At 72.4% G+C, this 23,722-nt stretch carries 16 protein-coding genes; 10 read left to right on the top strand and 6 right to left on the bottom strand.

What is annotated here, in order from left to right; all coding sequences use genetic code 11:
* Window positions 1-12 precede the first annotated feature (12 nt).
* From Aut01nite_RS02170 to Aut01nite_RS02160, 3 genes are all read left to right on the top strand, one after another.
* A complete protein-coding gene (locus Aut01nite_RS02170) occupies window positions 13-537 on the top strand; it encodes a hypothetical protein (RefSeq protein WP_043532304.1) in 525 nt (174 codons plus the stop codon).
* A gap of 63 nt (window positions 538-600) precedes the next feature.
* A complete protein-coding gene (locus Aut01nite_RS02165; protein WP_043532306.1) occupies window positions 601-3,318 on the top strand; it encodes an AAA family ATPase in 2,718 nt (905 codons plus the stop codon).
* Between the two features lie 160 nt (window positions 3,319-3,478).
* Window positions 3,479-3,682: a hypothetical protein gene (locus Aut01nite_RS02160; RefSeq protein ID WP_043532308.1), complete on the top strand. Its 204-nt coding sequence runs from the start codon at window positions 3,479-3,481 to the stop codon at window positions 3,680-3,682.
* Window positions 3,683-3,782: 100 nt separating this feature from the next.
* Here the strand turns inward: Aut01nite_RS02160 and Aut01nite_RS02155 are convergent, their stop codons facing one another.
* Window positions 3,783-5,933 carry an acyltransferase family protein gene (locus tag Aut01nite_RS02155; RefSeq protein WP_083999963.1) on the bottom strand — a complete coding sequence of 717 codons (2,151 nt, stop codon included), beginning with the start codon at window positions 5,931-5,933 and terminating at the stop codon, window positions 3,783-3,785.
* Window positions 5,934-5,995: 62 nt separating this feature from the next.
* Window positions 5,996-7,162 (bottom strand): dipeptidase, encoded by a 1,167-nt coding sequence (locus Aut01nite_RS02150; RefSeq protein ID WP_043532310.1) that lies wholly within the window; start codon window positions 7,160-7,162, stop codon window positions 5,996-5,998.
* A gap of 161 nt (window positions 7,163-7,323) precedes the next feature.
* Here Aut01nite_RS02150 and Aut01nite_RS02145 point away from each other — a divergent pair, with 161 nt between their 5' ends.
* Together Aut01nite_RS02145 and Aut01nite_RS02140 are read left to right on the top strand one after the other, a co-directional pair.
* Window positions 7,324-8,361: a glycoside hydrolase family 26 protein gene (locus tag Aut01nite_RS02145; RefSeq protein ID WP_043532312.1), complete on the top strand. Its 1,038-nt coding sequence runs from the start codon at window positions 7,324-7,326 to the stop codon at window positions 8,359-8,361.
* Between the two features lie 176 nt (window positions 8,362-8,537).
* Complete coding sequence (locus Aut01nite_RS02140) at window positions 8,538-10,685, top strand: acyltransferase family protein (protein WP_083999965.1); 2,148 nt, start codon at window positions 8,538-8,540, stop codon at window positions 10,683-10,685.
* A 120-nt stretch (window positions 10,686-10,805) separates the two neighbouring features.
* Here Aut01nite_RS02140 and Aut01nite_RS02135 read toward each other — a convergent pair whose 3' ends face one another.
* Window positions 10,806-13,649, bottom strand: a complete 2,844-nt coding sequence (locus Aut01nite_RS02135) for a DUF7824 domain-containing protein (RefSeq protein ID WP_043532314.1) — start codon at window positions 13,647-13,649, stop codon at window positions 10,806-10,808.
* The gene (locus Aut01nite_RS02130) at window positions 13,646-14,989 is read right to left on the bottom strand and encodes an SWIM zinc finger family protein (RefSeq protein ID WP_043532316.1); all 1,344 of its coding nucleotides are present in this window, start codon (window positions 14,987-14,989) and stop codon (window positions 13,646-13,648) included. Before Aut01nite_RS02130 ends, Aut01nite_RS02135 begins: the two co-directional genes overlap by 4 nt.
* Before the next feature lie 210 nt (window positions 14,990-15,199).
* On the opposite strand from Aut01nite_RS02130, the gene pgi reads away from it, so the two are divergent.
* The 4 genes from pgi to Aut01nite_RS02110 all read left to right on the top strand — a co-directional run bounded on the left by pgi (window position 15,200) and on the right by Aut01nite_RS02110 (window position 20,572).
* A complete protein-coding gene (gene pgi, locus Aut01nite_RS02125) occupies window positions 15,200-16,831 on the top strand; it encodes a glucose-6-phosphate isomerase (protein WP_043532318.1) in 1,632 nt (543 codons plus the stop codon).
* A 33-nt stretch (window positions 16,832-16,864) separates the two neighbouring features.
* Entirely contained in the window at window positions 16,865-17,935 is a 1,071-nt protein-coding gene (locus Aut01nite_RS02120) for a winged helix DNA-binding domain-containing protein (protein ID WP_043532319.1), read from the top strand.
* A gap of 84 nt (window positions 17,936-18,019) precedes the next feature.
* Entirely contained in the window at window positions 18,020-19,321 is a 1,302-nt protein-coding gene (locus tag Aut01nite_RS02115; RefSeq protein WP_043532434.1) for a glycosyl hydrolase family 18 protein, read from the top strand.
* A 102-nt stretch (window positions 19,322-19,423) separates the two neighbouring features.
* Entirely contained in the window at window positions 19,424-20,572 is a 1,149-nt protein-coding gene (locus Aut01nite_RS02110) for a dienelactone hydrolase family protein (protein ID WP_043532321.1), read from the top strand.
* A gap of 99 nt (window positions 20,573-20,671) precedes the next feature.
* On the opposite strand, the gene Aut01nite_RS02105 is transcribed toward Aut01nite_RS02110, so the two are convergent.
* Complete coding sequence (locus tag Aut01nite_RS02105; protein WP_052164504.1) at window positions 20,672-21,799, bottom strand: NADAR family protein; 1,128 nt, start codon at window positions 21,797-21,799, stop codon at window positions 20,672-20,674.
* A gap of 61 nt (window positions 21,800-21,860) precedes the next feature.
* Here Aut01nite_RS02105 and Aut01nite_RS02100 point away from each other — a divergent pair, with 61 nt between their 5' ends.
* Window positions 21,861-22,889: an alpha/beta hydrolase gene (locus Aut01nite_RS02100; RefSeq protein WP_043532323.1), complete on the top strand. Its 1,029-nt coding sequence runs from the start codon at window positions 21,861-21,863 to the stop codon at window positions 22,887-22,889.
* On the opposite strand, the gene Aut01nite_RS02095 is transcribed toward Aut01nite_RS02100, so the two are convergent.
* Entirely contained in the window at window positions 22,876-23,703 is an 828-nt protein-coding gene (locus Aut01nite_RS02095; RefSeq protein ID WP_043532325.1) for a nucleoside-diphosphate kinase, read from the bottom strand. The genes Aut01nite_RS02100 and Aut01nite_RS02095 overlap by 14 nt on opposite strands.
* Between the last annotated feature and the right edge of the window lie 19 nt (window positions 23,704-23,722).

Below are 23,722 nucleotides of genomic sequence, written 5' to 3'. Positions count from 1 at the left end.
GTTGTGACAACGATGAACGACGAGACCGCGATCATCTCGGCCGTGCCCACTGACGAGCATGACGGCCTCTCCGCCGAACTGGCCGCCGCGGCGCCGAAGAAGTGGTGGAACAAGGGCACGGTCGGCCTCGGCGTGGCCGCGCTGCTGATGGGCGGCTTCCTCGGCGGCGTCCAGGCCCAGAAGACGTGGGGTGCGGCCTCCTCGTCCACCGCGAGCGGATTCCCCGGCGGAGGCGGCGGTCGCTTCCCCGGCGGGATGAGCGCGAGCGGCGCGCCCGGAGGTCTCGGACCGCAGACCACGGCGGCTGCCGCGGCCGGCGGCACCACCGGCAAGGTCAAGCTGGTCGACGGCAAGACGATCTACGTCGAGACCGCCGACGGCACGGTCGTCACCGTCAGGACCGACGGCGCCACCACGGTCAGCACCACGACCAGCGGCAGGCTCGGCGACGTCAAGGCCGGCCAGTCGGTCACCGTCCAGGGCGAGACGGCCGGTGACGGCTCGGTGACCGCCAAGAGTGTCACGGCCACCAGATGACCGCGGTGTGACATAGCCGGGAATTCATTGATACCCATGTCTCTCGGTCCCTAGTCTGGCCGCGTGCCTGATCTGCACGGCCGGGAGGCACTGCTCGCGGCGGTCGAAGCCCGGCTGGCCACCGGTGGCGGCGTGGCCCTGCACGGGCCGCCCGGCATCGGCCGGTCCGCGCTCCTCGACGCCGTCGCCGACCGGGCCGCGGCGCGAGGCGAGCTGGTCCTCCGCCTGCGCCCGGCCCGCGGCGAGCGGACCCTGGCGTACTCCGGGGTCGCCGATCTCGTCCGCCAGGTCCCGGCGGACGCGGTCGCCGCTCTGGCGCCCGCGCCACGGCGTTCGCTCGCCGCGCTGTCCCAGGGCCGGCCGTCCCGCACCGGAGCGCCGGCGCTGGCCCGGCGCCTGGTCCTGCCGGAGCTGCTGGCCCGTTGTGCCCGCGCCACCCCGGTGCTGCTCGTCCTGGACGACGTCCAGTGGCTCGACCCGGAGTCGGCCGAGCTGATCGGGTTCGCGATGCGCCGCCGCCCCGGCCCCCGGGTCCGGGTGGCCGCCGCCGAACGCCGCCCCGGCCGTTCCCGCGCCGTCCGGCTGTGTCCCGCCCCGGTGCTCGAGCTGGCGGTGCCGCCGCTGTCGCCGGACGACCTGACCGCCCTGCTCGAATCCCGCGGCCTGCCCTGCCGTACGGCCAGCCGGCTGCACCAGGACAGCGGCGGCAACCCGTTCCTCGCCCTCGAGCTGGGCGGCGCGGTCGTGCCCGGCGCCGCCTGGCGGCCCGCGCCCCTGCCGGAGAACGTGCGCGACCTGGCCCGGGAACGGCTCGCCGGCCTGTCCGCCGCGGTCCGCCGGACCCTGCTGACCGCGGCGCTGGCCACCGAGCCGACGATCACCCTGCTGCTGCGGGCCGGCCGGGACGAGGCGGCCGGCGAACTGCGTGCGGCGGTCGCGGCCGGGGTGGTCGAGGTGGCCGGGGAGCGGATCCGGTTCACGCCGCCGCTGCTGGGCCGGGTGCTGGCCGACGAGACGCCGGCGGCCGAGCGGAGCGGGGTGCACGCCGAGCTGGCCGCGGCGGCGTACGACCCGGTGGAGGCCCTACGCCAGCAGGCCCTGCGCACCGCCCGCCCGGACGCCGCGGTCGCCGCCGGCCTGGCCGCGGCGGCCGGTCGCTGCGCCCTGCGCGGCGCCGACCGGACCGCCGCCGAGCTGTACCTGCTCGCCGCCGACCGCTGCCCGCCGGAACTCGCCGCGGACCGCCTCGACTGGCTGGTCACCGCCGCCCGCACGGCGATCACCGGCGGGGTGCCCGCCGTGGCCGGGCGGGCCGCCGAGGCGGTGCTGACCGCCGACGCGCCGCCCGCGCACCGGGTCCGGGCCCGCCTCGTCCTGCTCGACCTGGCCGGGCAGGCGCTGTCCGAGATGGGGGAGACGTTCGCCGCCGCGCTCGCCGAGGCCGGCGACGATCCGGAGCTCGCGGCCCCGGTCCGGTTGCGGCTGACCTTCGCCGCGTTCCTGGCCGGAGACCTGGAGGCGGCCGCGGCCGAGGCGCGGCGCGCGGAGGAGGCGGCCCGGCTCGCCGGCGACCCCACCATCGAGGCGATGGCGCTGACCATCATCGCCTCGATCCAGCGGGTGCGAGGGGTGGCCTGCTGGCGGGACTCCCTGGACCGCGCGCTGGCGCTGCCGGCCACGCCCGCGCCGGACTGGCTGCACTACGGCCCGCACTACATGGCCGCCCGGTTCGCGCTCTTCGACGACCGGCTCGACGAGGCCCGCGCGGAACTGCTCGCCCTGCTCGCGGTCGCCGAGCACGACCGGGTCGGCGAGGCCCGGGTCGAGGTGCTGCGCAGCCTCTCCGAGGTGGCGACGAGGGCGGGCCGGTGCCAGGAGGCGCTGCGGTACGGCCACCGCGCGGCCCGCGCCGCTCAGGAGGCCGGCCTGAGTCCCGGCCCCACCTGGTACACCGCCGCGGTGGCCGAGCTGGCCGGTGGCAGCCTGGCCGCCGCCGCCGGATTCGCCCGCCGGGGCATCCGCTCCTCGCGCCAGGAGGGCGACGGCCTCTACCTGCGCCGGAATCTGCACGCCCTGGCCCAGGCGGAGGTGCGTTCCGGTGACACCCGGGCCGCGGTCGCCACCCTGCGCCGGTTGCACGACCTGGAGGCCGAGGCGGGCAGCGCCGACCCGATGATCGTGCGCCGGCGGGCCGACCTGGCGGCGGCGCTGGCGCTCTCCGGCGAGCACCGGGAGGCGGCCGCGACCCTGGAGCTCGCCCGGGCCGGTGGTGCGGCCGCGCTCGCCGGCTACCTGGACCGGGCCGCCGCCGTGGTCGCGTCCGAGTCGGGGCAGGCGGACGCCGCGGCCGGGCTGGCCACCGTCGCCGCCCGCCGGTTCGAGGTCTCCCGGCAGCCGGTCGAGCAGGCGCACGCCCTGCTGGTGCTGGCCGGGGCGGAACGGCGGCGGCGTCGCTACGCCGCCGCCCGGCAGGCGATCGACCGGGCCCTGGCCCTCTTCCGTGCGGCCGAGGCCCGGCCCTGGATCGCCGAGGCGGAACGGATGCTGACCCGTACCGAGGGGACCCCCGAGCAGGGGCTGACCTCGACCGAGCTGCGGATCGCCGGGATGGTGCGGGCCGGGGCCAGCAACCGGGAGATCGCCAACCGGCTCTACCTGAGCGTGAAGACCGTCGAGGCGACGCTGACCCGCGTCTACCGCAAACTGGGCGTCCGGTCGCGTACCCAGCTGCTCTCGGCTCTTCCCGGCCTCCCCGTGGGGGAGATCACCAACCGGTCGTGACCTGGGATTTAGCGACGGAGAGTGACCCGGCTTACCCGAATCCAGTGGTCGCCGTCACTTTCGCATCGGAAGTTTTACCTGGTGGATTTGGTGGCGAAGCGCGAGTGGGAGATCGTAATAGCCGTCAGCTTCTTCGTCACTATCCGTTGAGGAGTTCGCCGTGAAGTTGATCCGTGAAGCCCGTACCGCCATCTCGCACCGACTCGCCGAGCGCCGCGCCCACCGCCGTCTGAGCGACGAGCTCGCGGCCTTCCGCACCGCCGCGGAGCGCTCCGAGCTCGACCTCATGCTGGGCCGCCACACCGCCGAGGAGACCCGCGAGGTCCACGCGATCCTCAGCCACCAGTCGGCCTACACCAGCTGATCTCGCGGACGTCGGGCCGGCCGGGACCGTCCCCCGGCCACCCTGACGACCCGCTTCGGAACCCCCGGCATGCGATTCGTGTGCCGGGGGTTCCGCATTTCTACTTCTTCTTCTTCGCCGGCGGGAACAGCGCCGGGCCGAGCAGCGGCGTCAGGGTCCGGGCGAACGCCACGGTCATGTGCCCCTTGTCCCGGTAGACCAGGGTGTCCCCGATGACCACCGGGCAGATGTCGGTGCAGAACCACGGCGTCGGGTCGATCACCCGTATCCCGGCGGCCTTGGCGGCCCGGGCGATCAGCGCCCGCCGCTGCGGCAGGGTGATGGCCTTGCCGACCGGGCTGTTGCAGACGTCGATCTTCTTGGGGTGTGCGGTCAGGCAGTTCGGCACGATGTCGTTCGGCCACGGGGTGTCCTGGATCAGCACCGCCGGGATGCCCCTGACCCGGGCGAACGAGTTCGCCCACGCCTGCGCCCAGAGCCCGTCGTTCTGGGCGCCGACCGGCTTCGCGACCGGCTTGCCGGACGCCTTCAGCAGGCCGCCGTTGTCACCGTCGTGCGAGGCGAACACCAGCAGGTTCGGCTTCTCCTGCTGGACCCGGGCGAACACCGCGTCCCGCCACTTCGGGCACTCGTCGTAGGACCGCTTCAGCGCCGGCTGGTAGACCAGCACGTCGGCGATCTGGCAGGCCGACTTGGTCAGCGCGATCAGGCGCCAGTTGTTCGCACGGGCGATGGCGTCGACGGTGGTGAACCAGTGGCCGGCGTGCGAGTCGCCGATCAGGAACATGGTCTTCTTGCCGGCCGGGTCGCCGTAGACGCACGGCCGGATCGTGTTGTCCCGGTGGTCGACGTGGCACTTGTCGGCGTTGTGGGCCGGCAGTTCCGCCGGTGAGGTGACCGGCGGCGTCAGGTTCTCCGGCATCCGGGTGGCGCCGATCGAGGCGGTGATCAGCGCGGTCATCCGGGCCTGCGGGTCGGTGGCGGCGTCCAGTCCGGCGGCCAGGCCGGGCGCGGCCTCGGCGGTCGGGACCGGCGGGGTGTGCCGGCTGCCGAACCCCCCGGCGAGCGCGGTCAACGACGACAGGGCCAGACCCACGGCGAGGCCGGTACGGGCCTTCGCGCGCAGCGGCTTGCTGTTGCGGAACGGGTTCTCCACCAGGTGGTACGTGATCAGCGCGAGCACCAGGGACCCGGCGGCCAGGGCCAGGTCGACTCCGAGGGTCGGCTCCTTGTCCAGGGCGTACGGGCCGATCATCAGGATCGGCCAGTGCCACAGGTACCAGCCGTACGACAGCTTGCCGATCTGCCGCATCGGCCAGATCCCGAGCAGCGGGTGGGCGCCGCCACGCGACGGGCGCATCCCGGCGGCGATCACGGCGGCCGTGCCCAGGACGGGCAGGAGGGCGGCGTACCCCGGGAAGGAGGTCTCCTCGGTGAACGTCAGGGCCGAACCGAAGATCGCCAGCAGGCCGATCCAGGACAGCGTCACCGCGAGCCCGGCGGGCATCCGGGCGACGCGGGCCGCGCCGACCGCGAGCAGCGCGCCGACGCCGAGTTCCCAGGCTCGGGTGTGCGAGCCGAAATAGGCCCACGGGGCGGCCTCGCCGGTCTGCCAGATGCTCATCCCGAGCGAAACGACGGCCAGCGTGGTCAGGGTGCCGATCAGCAGGCGGCGACTGCGGAACGTGATCATGATGAGCAGCGGCCACACCACGTAGAACTGCTCCTCCACGGCCAGCGACCAGAGGTGCTGCAGAGGGGAGGGCTCGGCCGCGGCGGCCAGGTAGTCGACGCCCTGGGCGGCCAGGCGCCAGTTCATGCCGTAGAACGTGCTGTACACCGCGTCCACGGTGATCTCGTGGAACCGGGTGGCCGGCATGAAGAACCAGGCGGCGGCCACGGTGGCCAGCACGGTGACGGTCGCGACCGGCAGCAGCCGCAGCGCGCGCCGGGCGTAGAACCGGCTCAGCGAGATCCGGCCGGCGCGGGCCTGCTCGGCCAGCAGCAGCGTGGTGATGAGGAAACCGGAGATGACGAAGAAGACGTCGACGCCGACATAACCACCCTCGAACCGGCCGATGCCGGCGTGGGAGAGCACGACCAGGGTCACGGCTATGGCGCGAAGACCCTCGATGTCGGGCCGGAACCCGGCTGAGTGGCCCCTCGTGGGAGGCGCCCCGGCGGTAGCCGTCTGCGGTGGGGGAGACACGATCGACTGCACGGCGGATTTGACCAGAGAACAGCAAACCATGGGGGTACTCCGGGTTAACGGGAGATGAACGTGCCGCCCGTGTGGCGGGCGGCACACCCGTCTCAGCGAGGCCAGAGCGGTTCCCGGGCGTGCTCCTCGGCGTCCCGGAGCACCCGCAGGATGTTGCGGCAGGCGAGCTTCTCCAGGTCGGGTGCGGACCAGCCGCGATCACGCAACCCGGCCAGCAGCCGCGGGTAGCAGGAGACGTCGTTCAGCCCGTCCGGCACCTCGAAGGTACCGTCGAAGTCGCCGCCGATGCCGATGTGATCGACGCCGGCCACCTCGCGGGCGTGCTCCACGTGCGCGATCACGTCGGCGACGGTCGCCGCCGGCTTCGGGTGCGCGGCCAGCCACTGCCGGAAGGCCGGCTCCGCGCCCGGATCGTGCGGCGGGGACACCGGGACGTCCGCGGGCTCCTCGCCGGGGTGCGGGACGCGCGGCCAGTCCTCGCGGTGCCGGGGCAGGCCCAGCCGCTCCCACTCGGCGTCCGCCGCGTGCTGCCAGTCGCGAAGCGCGGCCGAGACGAAGAACGACACGAAGGTCAACTGGATCACGCCGCCGTTGCCGGGCAGCCGCGACAGCACGTCGTCGGGGACGTTGCGGGGATGGTCGGTGACCGCGCGGGCGCCCGAGTGGCTGAAGATGACCGGGGCGGCCGCCTCGTCCAGGACGTCGCGCATGGTGTCGGCGGAGACGTGGGAGAGGTCGGCGAGGACGCCCAGGCGCTGCATCTCCCGTACGATCGCCCGCCCCTCCGCCGTCAGGCCGCCGTGCACCGGATCCTGCGTCGCCGAGTCCGCCCATCCGGTGTGGTGGTTGTGGGTGAGCGTGACGTAGCGGATGCCGAGCCGGGCCAGCGACCGCAGCACCCCCAGCGACCCGGCCAGGCAGTGCCCGCCCTCCACGCCGAGCAGTGAGGCGATCCGGCCGCTCTCCACCGCCCGTTCGACGTCGGCCGAGGTGTAGGCGATCGCCAGGTCGTCCGGGTACGCGGCGACCATCCGGTGCACCAGGTCGATCTGCTCCAGGGTGCTGGTCACCGCGGCCGGCTCGGACAGGTCCGACGGCACGTACACCGACCAGAACTGGCCACCCACCCCGCCGGCGCGCAGCCGCGGCAGGTCGGTGTGCAGCGGAGGTCGCTCCCGGTCCAGGCCCGCCACCGCCGAGCCGTGCCACTCGCGCAGGCGCATCGGCAGGTCGTTGTGGCCGTCGATGATCACGTTCATCCTCCCTGGCTACCCGTAGCCGCTCGCCGGGGCAAGCATTCGGGGCCGTTTCACCGCAACCGGGTGGCACCGGCACGGGCACCGGCCGTGCACCCCCCGCCCTGGAATCTCTTTCACATGCCCGGTGCGACAACGCGCCGGACAAAACGGGGGAGTTCATCTTGCGACTGGCCAAGCTGCCGAAGTTCCTGACAGCTCTGACCGCCGTACTCGCCGGTGCCGGAGCCGCCCTGGCCCCGACCGCCGCGCAGGCCGCTCCGGCCACCTGCACCACCGACGCCAAGCTCGTCCCGACCTGCAACGTCCTCTGGGGCGGCGCGGCCGGCGGTTTCACCTCCACGCCGCGTGACCTGGCCCTCAAGGGCTGGGAGAAGGCCAGCGGCCGGACCGCCACGATCTTCCACCAGTACCACAAGGGCAACGAGGTCTTCCCGACCAAGGCCGAGATCGCCATGACGAACGACCCGGCGAACCCGCGCGTGCTCCTGGAGAACTGGAAGATCGCGTACGGCTCCACCTGGGCCAAGGTCGCCCAGGGCCAGCAGGACAAGCGCATCGACGCGTTCGCCGCGCGTGCCAAGGCGTACGGCAAGAAGTTCTTCCTGGTCCTCAACCACGAGCCGGAGAACGACGTCATCGCCCGCAAGGGGTCCGGCTGGGAGGCCAAGGACTTCGCCGCGATGTACCGCCACACCATCGAGCGGCTGCGTGACCAGGGTGTCACCAACGTCGTCAACGTGATGGCGTACATGGGCAACGAGAAGTGGATGTCGCAGTCCTGGTGGGCCGACCTCTACCCCGGTGACGACGTGGTGGACTGGATCGGCCTGGACTCCTACGTCTCGGCCGAGAAGGGCTACTACCACTACGGCACCTTCGCCGACCTGCTCGACCGCAAGCCCAAGAAGGGTGGCCTCGGCTTCTACGACTGGGCGACCACCAAGCACGCCGGCAAGCCCGTCATGGTCGCCGAGTGGGGTGCCTACCACCGCGTCGGCAAGATCGCTGACAAGTCGTTCGTCTACGACAGCGTCCTCGCCGAGCTGCAGAAGCGTCCCGCCATCAAGGCGATCGTCCACTTCGACACGAAGAAGGACGACCAGGGCGACCGCGACATCAGCATCGACAGCACCCCGGCGAGCCTGGCCGCGTTCCAGAAGCTGGCCGCCGACCCGATCTTCGACGTCGAGATCAACTGACCTAACTCCCCCTGAAAAGGGAAGCGCCGTCCGGTCCCCCGCCGGGCGGCGCTTCTCTGTGCCCGGGCGGCCGACATTGTCGGCCCGGACGGGTCCGACATCGTGGACATGGCCTCATGTTCACTGTTCGTTAACCCTGCGTTTGCCATGACCTGCTGGAATCCGCCGTGTCCCAGATGTTGATCAATTCGCCGCGCTCGGATTCCGGCGCGGCTCCCCCCGTCGCGGGGCATTCCCGGTTTCGCCCTGACATCGAAGGGTTACGCGCGGTAGCCGTAACGCTCGTCGTCCTCTCGCACGCCGGGATCGGCCGCTTCGAAGGCGGCTACGTCGGGGTCGATGTGTTCTTCGTCATCTCCGGCTTCCTGATCACCGGTCTGCTCCTGGCCGAACAGGGCCGCACCGGCCGCGTGGCGATGGGACGCTTCTACGCCCGGCGGGCGCTGCGCCTGCTGCCGGTCGCGACCGTGATGGTGCTGGCGACCGTGGCGGCCGCCTGGTTCTTCCTGCCGGCCACCCGGTTCCACGACATCACCGTCGACGCGCTGTACAGCACCTTCTACGGCATGAACTGGCGACTCGCCGGCCAGGGCGTCGACTACCTCGCCGCGACCGCCGAGCCCTCCCCGCTGCAGCACCTCTGGTCACTGGCGGTCGAGGAGCAGTTCTACCTGGTCTGGCCGCTACTGATGATCATCACCTTCCGTAGCCGTCGCCTCCTCGTCGCCGGACTGTCCACACTCGTCGCCGTGTCGCTCGCGCTGAGCGTGTGGCAGACCGGCACCGCCGCCCCCTGGGCCTACTTCGGCTCGCACACCCGCGCCTGGGAACTCGGCGTCGGCGCCCTCCTCGCGGTCGGCGCCACCGTGCTGGCCCGCCAGCCGCAGGCGGTCTCCGTCGTCCTCTCCTGGACCGGTCTCGCCGCCGTCATGGTCGCCGCCGTCCTGTACACCGAGGAGACGTCGTTCCCCGGGTACGCGGCGCTGCTCCCGGTCCTCGGCACCGGCGCGGTCATCGCCGCCGGCATGCGAGAGGCCCGCGGCGGCGCGGTCACGATCCTCGGCATCTGGCCGATGCGGCAGATCGGCAAGCTGTCGTACGGCTGGTACCTGTGGCACTGGCCCGCTCTGATGATCGGCCCGGCCGCCCTCGGCGTCGAACCGGCCCTGACGGTCAACCTGGCCCTCGCCGCCGGCTCGCTGCTGCTCGCGCTGATCACGTACCACCTGGTGGAGAACCCGTTCCGCAACAGCAAGCCGCTGCGTGCCAAAGCCCGCACCGGACTCGCCGTCGGGCTCGCGCTGTCCTCGGCCACCGCCCTGATCGCCGGGCTCGGCGGCCGGCACACCCCACCCATCCCGTACGGGCCCGCCGCGCCCGGGCTCGCCGCCGAGATCTCGGCCGCCGCCGACCCGCAAGCCCGGCTCACCCAGCTGATCACCGCGTCGGCCACCGCCGCCCGGATGCCGGCCAACCTGTATCCGACGGTCGTCCAGCCCAACCCGCCGCGCGCGCCGATGCCCGACGGTTGCCGGCTCAACTACGCCGACGTCGACTTCGAGCCGTGCGTCTACGGCGACCCGGCCGGCAAGCGAACCATGTTCCTGATCGGCGACTCGCACGCCCACCACTGGTTCCCCGCCGTCGACAAGGCCGCCCGCAACCGGGGCTGGCGCCTCGTCGTGCTGACGAAGTTCTCCTGCCAGATCCCGCAGGTCCTGGTCTACAACACGGCGCTGAAGCGGCCCTACAACGAATGCGTCGAATGGCGTGACAAGGTGTTCGCCCGCATCCGCCAGGAACGCCCGCAGATGGTCGTCCTGTCGTCCAACGACCTCGACAACGGCGGCGTCTACGACGAGGCCGGCCAGCGGATCCCCACTGCCGGCACCCAGGACGACGCGATCTGGGCCGAACGCTGGAAACAGTCGTTCCGCAAGCTCAGCGGCATCCCGATGGTCCTCCTGCAGGACACCGCCTGGCCGTCCGGCGTCGTCCCTACCTGCCTGGTCACCAACGCCCGCGAGGTCGGCGCCTGCAACCGGCCGCGCCAGCAGGCCGTCGCCGAACCCCACCGCCGGGCGCTGGTGGCCGCCGCCGCCCGTACCGCCGGAATCCGGGTCGTCGACCCGGTGCCGTGGCTCTGCACCGACGTGTGCCCGCCGGTCATCGGCGACACCCTGGTCTACTGGGACAACAGCCACCTGACCGTCGCCTACACCGAGGCCGTCGCCCCGCTGATGGAACGCGCCCTGTTCACCCCGGCGAAGCCCGGCACTCCGGCGAAGCCCGGCACCGCGACCAAGCCGGGCACCGGCAAGTAGCGGCCTGCCGCTCCGCGTCCCACGCCGCGCGATCCGCAGCGCCGCCCTCGTGCTCGAGGGCGGCGCTGCGGCCTTCGGATGGCCGGGCGGGGCGTCAGCCCACCCGGTTGCCGTGCCGTCTCAGGCCGGGGCGGTCAGCACGGCCCGCAAGCGCCGGGACTCCTGAACCAGGCGCGACGACCCGGGGCGGGCGGCGACCTCGGACAGACCGGCGACCGGAGCGCGGACGCCCAGGGCCGCGGCGACCTGGGTGGCGAGCTCCAGCAGCTCCGGCACGGCCCGCTGACCGGTCGGCAGCAGCGGTGGCAGGGCGGCGGCGAGCAGCTCCCACACGGCTGCGGAGGCCCCCGCCCGATGCACGTCGTCCAGCGCGGGGATCACCCGGCTGAGCTTCACCGTGCCGTCGGCGGCCAGATCCCCCAGCGCCACACCGGCCGCCGCCGCGAACGACCCTGTGCCGGCCACCCAGGGTGCACCGCCGGCTACGGCCGGCCCCCCGGGTTCCCCGCCGGCCGCGCCCGGCCCCGTGCCGGCCACCCGGGGCTCACCGCCGGCCGCGCCCGGCCCCGTGCCGGCCACCCGGGGTTCACCGCCGGCCGCGCCCGGCCCGTGTGCGGTGGGGCCGGCGGCGAGGGTCAGGAAGGCGTCGACGGCGGCGGCCCGGTCGCTCTCCTGCTTGGCGCCGAACGCGTAGGCCAGCCCGGCCGCCAGCGCCGGCCCCACCGGCCCGCCGCACTCGGCCAGCAGCGGCAGCAACCGCCCGGCGCCCTTCTGGTCCTGGTCGGCGAGGGCGGCCAGGCCACCGAGCGCCCAGGCGGCCGCGACCTCTCGGTGATGCGGTAGCACCATGGCCAGCACCTCCTCCACTCCCTCGACGTCGCCGGGTGTGTGGATCGGATGCTCCGGCGGGGTGAGCGTGAGCAGTTGCCGTTCCAGGCGCAGGCCCCCGTCCCGGCACGGCCGCAGGGTCGCCGTCACGCGCCGTGGCACCGGCCTGTCCCAGGTGTACGCCCCGGCCGTGCTCTTCCGGCCGAGATGCACGAACGTCGCGCTGACCGGGTCGGGCAGCCCACCTGAGGCGAGCCACTGCGCGAACTGCCGCCCGGCCGGTGAGGTGAGCGCCGCCGCCCCAGCGGTCACGGCCGGGTCCACCGCGCCGCGTGGCAGCCGCAGCAGGGCCTGCTCCAGGTCGAAGGACCACGGCTGCCGGCCCTCGGCCTCGGCCCGGGTCAGGCGGTCCAGGAGGACGGCCGGATCGATGCTCCCGGTCACGTGGGTGGGGGTGGCCACCAGTTCGGGCATCATCGACCCGTTGATGTGCACGGCGATCTCGGCGGCCCGCAGCGCGAGCACCCCCTCGGGGCCGCTGGACAGCGCGGAGCCGGTCCCGCCGCGGCGGCCCTCCTGCCAGGCGATGCGTACCTCGCGATAGAGGCGCTGGTGTGTGCTGTCGTGCCGGGGCCGCACGGTCGCCATCCGGATCGCGGTCCCGAGGCGGACGAACGGCGAGCCCGGGTTCCACCGGTCGTCGTGGAACCGGCCCGGGTATCGCTCCAGCAGCGGGGTCAGCGCCGCGGACAGCGCGTCCTCGCCGGTGGTGGCGTGCAGGGCGACCAGCCCGGCCAGCACCCGTTCCCAACGGACGCCGGACGGCTCGTGCAGCAGGGCGGCGATCTCCTCGGCCAGTTCGCCGGGTGTGCCGATCGGTGGCGGCATCAGGGCCGGCCCGGCGGGCGACGGCAGTGCCGGCGGGCCGGCCGGCTCGGTCATCGGCGCGACGGTCCCGAATATCGTGGCGGCGCGGGCGGGCAGGTCACCGGCCAGGATCTCGGCGGCCCCGGCCAGCCGGGCCACGGTCTCCGGGGCGAGCCGGGGGAGCCGCTTGGCGATCATGGTGAGCGCGCGGTCCTGGATGTCGAGGGCCGGATGACCGAACGCGTGACTGATCGTCTCGTAGATCTCCCCGGCCCGGTCCGGCTCCCGGCGGGCGGTTTTCTCCAGCCAGGTCAGCTGGGCCTTGACCAGGGTCTTCTCCCGGCGCAGCAGGACCGTGGCGCTGACCTCGAGCAGGTCGTCCAGGTCGAGGCGGCCGGCCTCGCCGAGGGTGCGCAGCAGGGGCTGGGCGAGTGTGGCGAGCGGGCCGGGGCCCTCGGCGAGCAGCCGGGTGTAGTCGACCGCGTGGGCGGCGATCTCGTCGACGGCCGGCGCCAGGGCCTCGTGCAGCAGGGTGAACGGCCGCAGCGCGTTCGGCTTGTCGCCGCGGACCAGCCGGTCGACGGTCGCGGCCAGGACGGTCTTGCGTTCCAGCCGGCCCTCGGCGACCAGCGCGGCGACCGCCTCAGGGAACCGGACGGCGTTCTCGTCGACCGAGGCGCTGGAGATCTGGGCGCCTGACCCGTCGATCTCGAAGACCGCGGGCAGCAGCAGATCGAGGTGCTCGTCGTCGCGCAGGCGCGTGGTCAGCGGCGGCATCCGGCGGCCGTTGGGCCGGATCAGCCCGGCCAGCCAGCCCCGCACCACACCCTCGGTGGCCGGCGGTGGCGTCCCGCCGGCGCGCAGCAGCGCGGCGACGAACTCCCAGTCCCGGCCGTCCCACACGTCGCGGGTGGGCAGCCGCCCGGCCAGCCGCACTCCCAGGTCGCCGAGCCAGTGCACCTCGCGGGCGGCGGCGACGGCCAGCAGCCGGTCGACCGGCATCCACGCCCAACGGTCGCGCAGATCGCGGCGGGTGAGCAGGGCCGCCGCCCGGGCCGCGCTGGGCGCGGTGCCGACGACGGCCAGGGCGAGGCCGGCGGCCGGGTGGGACGGGCCGCTCCACCAGTCGTCCAACCCTTTGATGCCGGCCTCGACCTGCGGGAAGAAACCCAGCCGCTCGTCCTCGGGCGCGCCCAGCAGCAGCGCGGTGACGCCGGAGTGATCCGCGTCGACGGCCCGCCGGAGCAGCACCGCCCAGTCGAGGCTCATGCCGTCACCTCGAACTCGTCCGCGGTCGTGTCGGCGCCGGACAGGACCATCCGCACGGCGAGGGCGTGTTTGCATGGACCCCGCTCGCCGCGGTGCTTGGCCCACCACGGGCAGGTGCAGGAGGTGGCGTCGCGGACGTGGTAGATCGCGTCGCCGCTGCGGACCGCCGAGACGTCCGGCCCGGCGGCGCCCACGGTGACCGCGCCGGCCGTGGCGAGGGCACGTGCTCCGGCCAGGCGGGGATTCATCTTCTCCACCACGGCCGCGGAGTAGGGCAGGGTGCGGTGGAAATAGCCGGCCTCGGCCACGTCGTAACCGACCCGGCCGGACGTGCCGAGCTGGGTCAGCGCGTCCCGGACCCGGCCGGCGGCCAGCCCGGAGGCGGTGGCGAGCGCGTCCACGTCGATCGTCGGGTCCCAGGACAGCAGGGCGCTGATCAGGTCGGCGTCGTCGGCGGCCTCGTCGCTGGCCAGGGACTCCAGGACCGCGCCCTCGCCGGAGAACCCCCGGTACGGCTCCGGGGACAGCGTCACCGACAGCCGCAGCGTGGGCGTCGTCAGTTCCCAGGTGCTGGCCACCGGACCGCTGCCGGCGGCGACTGCCGGGCCGTAGACGCGCAGCGCGGACGCGTACCGCAGAAAGGGTTTGAGGGCCGCCAGCCGGCCCGCACCCGGCAGGCAGACCGCACCCGGGCCGGGCCGGGAGGTGAAGCGGAGCGTCCGCCCGGCGGGCACCGCCCAGAGGATCGACCTGTCGGCGGCGGGCAGCCGGTTGAGCAGGATCCGGGCCTCGGCGACACCGATCTCGGCGCGCGCGTCGAAGCGGGCGGTGAGCACCTGCGCCTCGGCGAAGCCGCGCAGCCAGCGCGACGGCAACGGCACCTTGCGCTCGACCAGCTCGCCGTCGAACGTGGTGACGGTGAGCTCGTCGGGGCCGACCGCGACGTGCAGCGGATCGGTGCGGCCGACCCGGGTCAGGGCGCGCTGCAACGGCAGGTTCACGTCGACGTTGGTGGTGCCGTGGGCGAGGATCTCCCCGTCCAGGCCGCCGGGCAGCACGTCCATCCGGGCGTAGACCCCGCAGCAGCCGGAGAACGACTCGAACCGCAGCCGGTCGAAGCCGGCCGTGACGACCGGGTCGAGGCTGGCCGGGGGCAGGGGCCGGAAGTATCGGGTGCGGGCCACCTCGGCGACGGCCAGCAGGCCGGTGGCGGCGGCGCCGGGATCGGTCAGGAAGCCGGTGAAGAAGCGGGGGTGCGCCGCCGGGCCGCCGGAGGTCTGCAGGGTGAGGTCGTCGTCGAGGGCCGACGAGCCGAGGTACGAGTACGCCGCGGAAACCATGCGCAGAACCTAGAGACCCGGTACGACATTTTCCGCTCGGAGGGCCGCCACCAGGGGAGTGAGAAGAAGGACACTTGGGTACGCCTGGTACACCGGGGCTTTCGGGGGACTAACCTCGCGGGCAGAGGGCTACGACCCGGCCGGTTCGCGGGTGCCGGGCGGCGGATCGTGCCAGGATTTACGCGTCGTCCAGGTTCGGAAGTGGGAGAGATGAGCGAGCACGTTTCCGAGAGCGCCGAATGGCAGACCCTCCAGGGCCTCGCGGAGAAGTTCTCCGCCGTGCATCTGCGTGACCTGTTCGGCAGTGACCCGCAGCGTGGTGAGCGTTACGCCGCCGAGGTCGCGGGGCTGTATGTCGACTACAGCAAGAACCTGGTCGACGACGAGGTGCTGAGCGCCCTGTTCGCGCTCGCCCAGCGCGCGAAGCTGAGCGAGAAGATCACCGCGATGTTCGCCGGCGAGCACATCAACGTCACCGAGGACCGCGCCGTCCTGCACACCGCGCTGCGGCTGCCGCGCGACGCCGACCTGGTCGTCGACGGGCAGAACGTGGTCGCCGACGTGCACGAGGTCCTCGACCGGATGGGCGCGTTCGCCGACAAGGTCCGCTCCGGGGAGTGGAAGGGCCACACCGGCGAGCGCATCAGGACCGTCGTCAACATCGGCATCGGCGGCTCCGACCTGGGCCCGGTGATGGCGTACGAGGCGCTGAAGGACTTCACCCAGCGCGACATCGAGTGCCGGTTCGTCTCCAACATCGACCCCACCGACCTGTTCGAGAAGACGCGCGATCTCGACCCGGCCACCACCCTGTTCATCGTGGTGTCGAAGACGTTCACCACGCAGGAGACGCTGACCAACGCCAAGGAGGCCCGCTCCTGGCTGCTGAAGGGTCTCGGCGGTGACGCGGCGGCGGTCGCCAAGCACTTCGTCGCGGTCAGCACGAACGCCGCGAAGGTCGCCGACTTCGGCATCGACACGGCGAACATGTTCGGCTTCTGGGACTGGGTCGGCGGGCGTTACTCGCTGCCGTCGGCGGTCGGCCTCTCCGTCATGATCGCGATCGGCAAGGAGCGGTTCGCCGAGATGCTCGCCGGCTACCACGCCGTCGACGAGCACTTCCGCAGCACGCCGGTGGAGCGCAACATCCCGGCCCTGCTCGGCCTGATCAACGTGTGGTACGACACGTTCCTCGGCGCCCAGTCGCACGCCGTCCTGCCGTACGCGCAGTACCTGCACCGGTTCGCCGCGTACCTTCAGCAGCTCACCATGGAGAGCAACGGCAAGTCGGTGCGGCTGTCCGGTGAGCCGGTCACCTTCCAGACCGGCGAGGTGTTCTGGGGTGAGCCCGGCACCAACGGCCAGCACGCCTTCTACCAGCTGATCCACCAGGGCACCAAGCTGATCCCGGCGGACTTCATCGGCTTCAGCGTGCCCAACCACGACATCGGCGAGATGCACGACCTGTTCATGTCGAACTTCCTGGCCCAGACGGGTGCGCTGGCGTTCGGCCGCACCCTCGAGCAGGTGCAGGCCGAGGGCACCGACGCGAAGGTGGCGCCGCACCGGGTGATGCAGGGCAACCACCCGACCACCACGATCCTGGCGCACTCGCTGACCCCGCAGACGTTCGGCCAGCTGGTCGCGCTGTACGAGCACATCACGTTCACCCAGGGCGTGATCTGGGAGATCAACTCGTTCGACCAGTGGGGTGTGGAGCTGGGCAAGGTGATGGCCAACCAGCTCGCGCCGAAACTGACCTCGCGGGAGACCCCGGCCGACGACGCCGACTCCTCGACGAACATGCTGATCAAGCGGTACCGGGCTCAGCGCGGCCGCTGATTTCTGTCGTACCCGTTCGGTAGGTTCTCGGTCGTGGACGTCGACACGGCCCTGAGCCTCCGGATGACCAGCCTGTTGCTCGGCGATCGTTCCCAGCCTGACGTGCTGGGCATCGCCGAGTGGTTCGGCGCCATGCAGGCGCAGGATCTCAACAGTGTGTTGTGGTCGCTCGGCGCCCGTCTGCCCGGGAGCACCCTGCCCGAGGTGGTCGCGGCGACCGAGCGGCGCGACGTGGTCCGCACCTGGCCGATGCGCGGCACCGTCCACCTGGTCCCGTCCGCCGACGCGCACTGGATGCTGGAGCTGGCCGGGGTGCGCTCGCTGACCGGCGTGGCCAAGCGCTGGGAATACCTCGGCCTCGACGAGAAGACCGCCCACCAGGCGATGGAGATCCTCGCCGCCGCGATCGCGGCGGGCGGCGGGCGTCTGACGCGATCGGCGTGCCTGGCCGCGCTCACCGAGGGCGGCATCTCGGTCGACGGTCAGCGCGGTTACCACCTGTTGTGGTTCGTGAGTCAGCGAGGCGTGACGGCCATCGCGCCGAACGAGGGCGCCGAGCAGACGTTCGTGCTGCTGGACGAGTGGGCGCCGGCCCGCAATTCGCCGTCCCGGGAGGAGGGCCTGGCGATCCTGGCCCGGCGCTATTTCCGCTCGCACGGCCCCACCACGATCAAGGACTTCGCCGGCTGGACCGCCCTGACCGTGGGCGACTGCCGGAAGGGCGTCGCCGCGGCGGGCCTGCAGGCCGTGGAGGTGGACGGGGTGGAGATGTGGGCCGACCCGGCGGTGCTCGACGCCGGCCCGGTGACCGGCTGGCGGGCGCTGCCCGGCTTCGACGAGTACATGCTGGGTTACAAGGACCGTTCGATGATGGCCACCACCGAGCAGATCGCCAAGATCATCCCGGGTGGCAACGGCGTGTTCCAGTCGACGCTGGTCCGCGACGGCCGGGTGATGGCGACCTGGAAACGGACCCTCGGCAAGAAGGCCGTGACCGTCACCGTCCGGCCGCTGGCCCACTTCGACCTGGACGAGGCGTTGCCGGCCCTGGAGCCGTTCGCCGCTTTCGTGGGCCTTCCACTGACTGTTAAGACTCCTTCGTAATTTACTGTTAAGAGCCCTTGATATTCATGTGGGTGAACTCCAGGATGTGTGACACACGCCGCACACGCAGTCGAGGAGTTCGTCATGAGCGTTCGCCGCAGGATGCCGGCCCTCGTCGCCGGAGTGGGGGTGGTGCTGGGCTCGGCCGTCATCTTCACCGCCACCGGAAACGCGGCGGTGGCCTGTTCCTCGACCGTCTGGGCCGAGGGCGTCGCCTATACCGCGGGCCGGCAGGTCACCTACCGGTCGGCGCTGTACCAGGCCCTGGTCGCGCACACCGCCTGGCCGGGCACCGGCTGGAACCCGGCGGTCACGCCCACCCTCTGGAAAGACCTCGGCGCGTGTGAAGGCGGCACGACACCCACGACGGGCCCGAGCGTGAGCGCCAGCCCGAGCGCCAGTGTCGGCCCCAGTCCGTCGACAAGTGTGCCCGGCGGATGTGGCGTCAAGGGCCGTCCCGCCGGCAAGGTCCTCCAGGGGTACTGGGAGAACTGGGACGGCGCCGCCAACGGCGTGCACCCCGGCCTCGGCTGGATCCCGATCAGCGACAGCCGGATCACCCAGCACGGCTACAACGTGTTGATGGCCGCCTTCCCGGTGATCCGCGCCGACGGCACCGTCCTCTGGGAGGACGGCATGGACTCCGGCGTCAAGGTGCCCACCGCCGCCGAGATCTGCGCCGCCAAGGCCCAGGGCGCCACCGTCCTGATGTCGATCGGTGGCGCCGCCGCCGGGATCGACCTGAGCTCCAGCGCCGTCGCCGACCGATTCGTGGCGACGATCGTGCCGATCCTCAAGCGGTACGACTTCGACGGCATCGACATCGACATCGAGACCGGCCTGTCGGGCAGCGGCAGCATCGGCACCCTGTCCACCTCGCAGGCCAACCTGATCCGGATCATCGACGGTGTGCTGGCCGCGATGCCGGCCGGTTTCGGGCTCACCATGGCGCCCGAGACGGCCTACGTGACCGGTGGCAGTGTCACCTACGGCTCGATCTGGGGCTCCTACCTGCCGATCATCAAGAAGTACCTGGACGACGGCCGTCTCTGGTGGCTCAACATGCAGTACTACAACGGTTCGATGTACGGCTGCTCCGGCGACTCCTACGCCGCCGGCACGATCCAGGGCTTCACTGCGCAGACCAGATGCCTCGCCGACGGGCTCACCATCCAGGGCACGACCATCCGGATCCCGTACGACAAGCAGGTCCCCGGCCTGCCCGCCCAGCCCGGCGCCGGCGGCGGCTACCTGACGCCCGCCCTGGTCGCCCAGGCCTACCAGAGCGTCCCCGGCATCAAGGGCCTGATGACCTGGTCGATCAACTGGGACGGCTCCCGGAACTGGACCTTCGCCGACAACGTCAAGGCCCTCCAGGGCCGCTGACCCGGAGACGGACGTGGCCCCGGACTTGCTCGGGGTCACGTCCATTGACATGCGGGAAAGGGCTTTCTAGCGTCGAGATTCCCATCGATAGTGAGGAATCCGATGAAGCGTCGTTCCGTGATCTCCCTCCCCGCTGTGGCTCTCGCCGCCCCGCACCTGGCCGACGCCCGTGCGGCCGCCGGTTTCGAGAGCCCGGCCGTGATCGACGGCAATCTCCCGGTCTTCTACGAGCGGCTCAAAGCCGAGCTGACCTTCCCCCTCGCCTGGTCGCGGAACCAGGATGTCCGGTCGTGGCGGCGCCGGGCCCGCGAGCGGTTCGAGAGCCATCTGATCGAGCCCGCCGACCGGACGCCGTTCCGGGCCGAGATCGTCGACGAGCAGCCCGGCCCCGGTTACCGCCGCCGTCAGCTGGTCTTCGACGTCAGCCGGAACAGCCGGGTCCGCGCCACCATGCTGGTTCCCGACGGCCGTGGCCCGTTCCCGGCCGCGCTGCTGCTGCACGATCACGGCGCCCGGTTCGACATCGGCAAGGAGAAGCTGATCGAACCCTGGTACGACGACACCCGCCTCGCCTCGGCCCGCGCCTGGTCCGCGAAGTACTTCAGCGGCCGTTTCCTCGGCGACCACCTCGCCGCCCGCGGCTACGCCGTCCTCGCCGTCGACGCGCTGGGCTGGGGCGACCGCGGCGGCCTCACCTACGAGGGCCAGCAGGCTCTGGCGAGTAATCTCTTCAACCTCGGCTCGTCACCGGCCGGTCTGATGGCCCGCGAGGACGCCCGGGCCGCCGCCCTGCTCGCGACCCTTCCCGAGGTCGATCCGCGCCGGATCGCCGCCGTCGGATTCTCCATGGGTGGTTACCGTGCGTGGCAGGTGGCGGCGCTTTCCGGTCACATCGCCGCGACGGTCGGCGCCTGCTGGATGACCGGCCTGAAGGAGATGATGATCCCCGGCAACAACACGCTCCGTGGCCAGTCGGCCTTCTACATGCTGCATCCCGGCCTGTACCGCCACCTCGACATCCCCGACGTCGCCGCCCTCGCCGCCCCGCGCCCGATGCTGCTGGTCGACGGCGCCGACGATCCGCTCTTCACCGCCGAGGGCGTCGCCGTCGCCCACGCCAAGATGGGCCGGGTCTGGTCCGCCCACCGCGCCGCGAACCGCCTGCGCACCAAGACCTGGCCCGGCCTCGGCCACGTCTTCACCGCCGAGATGCAGGACGACGCCTTCCGCTGGCTGGATCACCACCTGTGAGACCGGCTGGATCACCACCCTTGAGACCCTTTTGCGGTACGCACGGAGACGTCCACGACCGCACCGGGGCCGTCCCTGCTCTCCCGGTGCCGTGGCGGCTCACAGCAGTCCGGCGGAGGAGGCGGCCAGTTCCGAGCGGATCACCTCGAGCAGCCGGCCCACCCAGTTGGTCCCCTCCCGGCCCGCCGTCGACCAGTAGCGGGACTCCATCTCGCCGCTGCTGAGAATGCGCGCGTCCCCGGTGGCCAGAAGTGTCGCGGCGAGCGCCGGATGCCGCCGGTACTTGTCCCGCAGCAGCGCGCCCATCACCGCCAGCCGTCCCGCCGCCCAGTCGTCCCGCCGGGGCGCCTCCGCCGCCAGCGCCGCCGCCTCGAATCCACGATCGGCGGCGGCGATCCGGTCGTGCCGACCCGGATCACTGGTGGACAGCGCCCAGTAGGCGTGCGCCACACTGCGGTACTCCCGGCCCTGGTGCACGACCACGGCGGGATAGTCGGTCTGCAGCACCTCGACGCCCGGGTCCTCCGGCCAGCCCATCGGGAAGACCCGCCGGCCGATGGTCAGCGGCGCGGTGATCTCCGGCCCGTCCGCTGTCCGGCGCGCCTGCCAGCGGTCCAGTGCGGGCTGCTGCCCGCGGAAGTACTCCAGCGCTCCGTCCTTCGACCGGGCGGTCACGGTCAACGTGGTGCCGGGACTCCGGGCCGGGATCTCCGCACCGATCTCGGCGAGCAGGATCCGGACCGGGACGTCGTTCTGATCCATGTCGCCGAGCATGTAGATCCGCCGGTGCTCCGGAACCGCATGGTAGGCGGCCCGGGCGATTTCCAGCGTGGCCTCGCCCGGAGCCGCCGCGTAATCGAGGAACGCCTGGTACGCGCGGTGTGACGAGTCGGGCCGGTCGTTGAGCCGGTCGACTTCGTCGGCGATGTCACCGAGCAGCGCCTCCACCGTCCACCAGGTCTTCTCGGCGGTCACCGTGACCCCGCCGAGGCCCGGGACGTGCACCGGCGCGCCGGCCGGCGGGGCCAGCGCCAGGGTTCCGTCGGCGAGGGCCTCCCGGAGCCCGGCGAAGTCGGTTCCGTCGCCGTGGCCCCAGGTGATCAGGCCGTCGGCGTAGTAGGCGAGAGAGGTGAGCTGGTAGAAACGGTCGCGAACGAAGATCGGGCGCTGTCGTCCGTGGACCAGGTCCCCGTCGACGGCCCGCCAGGTGGGCGTGCTGTCCGGCATCCGCCGACCCTAGCGGGGATCCGGGCTGCGAACCGGGCGGGAAGATAGTTGACTTCACGGTATGTCGATATGGAACACAGAACTCGCCGGCGTCCTGCACCACGACACGATCGAGTCGCAGGCGCTGCGCGGCAACCCGCTCGGCGATCCGCACGTGCGGCCGCTGTGGGTCTACACCCCGCCCGGCTACGAGCGGGGCGACCGGCGTCACCCGGCGATCTACGTGATCCAGGGTTACTCCGGGCAGGTCACCATGTGGAGCAACCGGACACCGTTCCGGCAGACGTTCATCGAGACCGCCGACCAGGTGTTCGCCCGCGACGAGGCGCTGGGGTGCGTGCTCGTCTACGTGGACGCGTGGACCGCGTACGGCGGCTCGCAGTTCGTCGACTCGCCCGGCACCGGGAACTATCACACCTACCTCTGTGACGAGGTGGTGCCGTACGTCGACGCGAACTACCGGACGATCCCGGACCGGGAGTCGCGGGCGATCTCCGGCAAGTCGTCCGGCGGATTCGGTGCGATGATCACCCCGATGCTGCGGCCCGACCTGTTCGGCGCGCTCGCCACCCACGCCGGCGACGCCCTCTACGAATACTGCTACCTCAACGAGTTCGCCAAGTCGGCGCGTGCGCTGCGCGACTACGACCACGACATCCAGGCGTGGTGGAAGGACTTCCAGTCCCGGGTCGCGTTCACCAAGGAGGAGGACATGCTGCTCACGCTGATCCTCGGGTGCACCGCGGCGTTCTCCGCCGACCCGGACGGCACGCCGCGGCTGCCGTTCGACCCGAGGACCGGGCAGATCCGGCCCGAGCTGTGGGAGCGGTGGCTGGCCTGGGATCCGATTCGCATGATCGATCGGTACGCCGACGCGCTGCGGAACCTGCGCGCGGTGTGGATCGACGCCGGCACCCGCGACGAATGGTTCCTGGACCTGGGCGCCGAGGCGTTCCGGGACGGGCTGCGCCGGGTCGGCGTCCCGGACGAGAGGATCGCGTTCGAGCTGTTCCCGGCCAAGCACGGCGGCATCGACTACCGCTACCCGCTGGCCGTGGAGTGGCTCGCCGGACGGCTCAACCGGGACTGACCCCGGGCGCATGGCGCAACTCGCAGGTCCGGACGCCGTGTTCGCGCAGCCGCCACAGACAGTGGCTCAGGGCCGAGGGGCCGCCCACCGCGATCGGGGTGCTCCCGGAGTAACCGGCGTGCAGGGTCAGCAGCACCGCCCGGCGCGGCTCGATCCCCGGCAGCGCGTGCCACAGCGCGGTGACCATCGAGTCGAGGGTGTGCGCCCGGTCCGGCCCGAGGTGGACGGCCCGCCCGGAGTCGATGTGGTCCAGGCGCACCGGCCCCGGGTCCACGGGGACGCCCTGCGTCAGCGGCCACAACTCCGCGGCGAGCGCCGCGACGTCGAAGTGCTCCCGGAAGTCGAGGCCGGGCGGCCGGCGCGGCACCCGTGACGGCCCGGCGGCGCCGCCGAGCAGGTGCGCGCGCTGCCGGGCCAGTTCGTCACGCCGTTCCGCCGCGTGCACGACGTTGGCGAACGGGCCGTCCGCGTACGCCGACCGGATCTCCCGCTTGGCCCGGCGGGCCGCCTCGAACGCGTCGGGACCGCTGACCAGAAGCACCTCGGAGGGCCCGGACGTCAGATAGCGGTCCAGGAAGGCGAGGGTGAGACCGTGGCCGGAGTCGTCGTACTCCGACCAGAGTCGCCGCACGTCGGCGGGGGACAGGGCGACCTCGCGCCGTTGGTCGATGCTCAGCCCCTCCGCGGCGACGGCCCGCTCCACCTCGGTGGCCAGTCCCCGCCGCAGGCAGTCCGGTTTGAGCAGTAAGAAGGCGTGCTCGGCGATGACGACAACTCCTACAACCCGCGTGGTGACGTACGGCGTGTATCGCACCGTACGTCACCACGCGGGG

This window comes from Actinoplanes utahensis (genome assembly GCF_016862455.1).
Lineage (GTDB): Bacteria > Actinomycetota > Actinomycetes > Mycobacteriales > Micromonosporaceae > Actinoplanes > Actinoplanes utahensis.
Note: the sequence above shows the minus strand (reverse complement) of the source record. Positions and strands in the feature narration are given on the sequence as shown.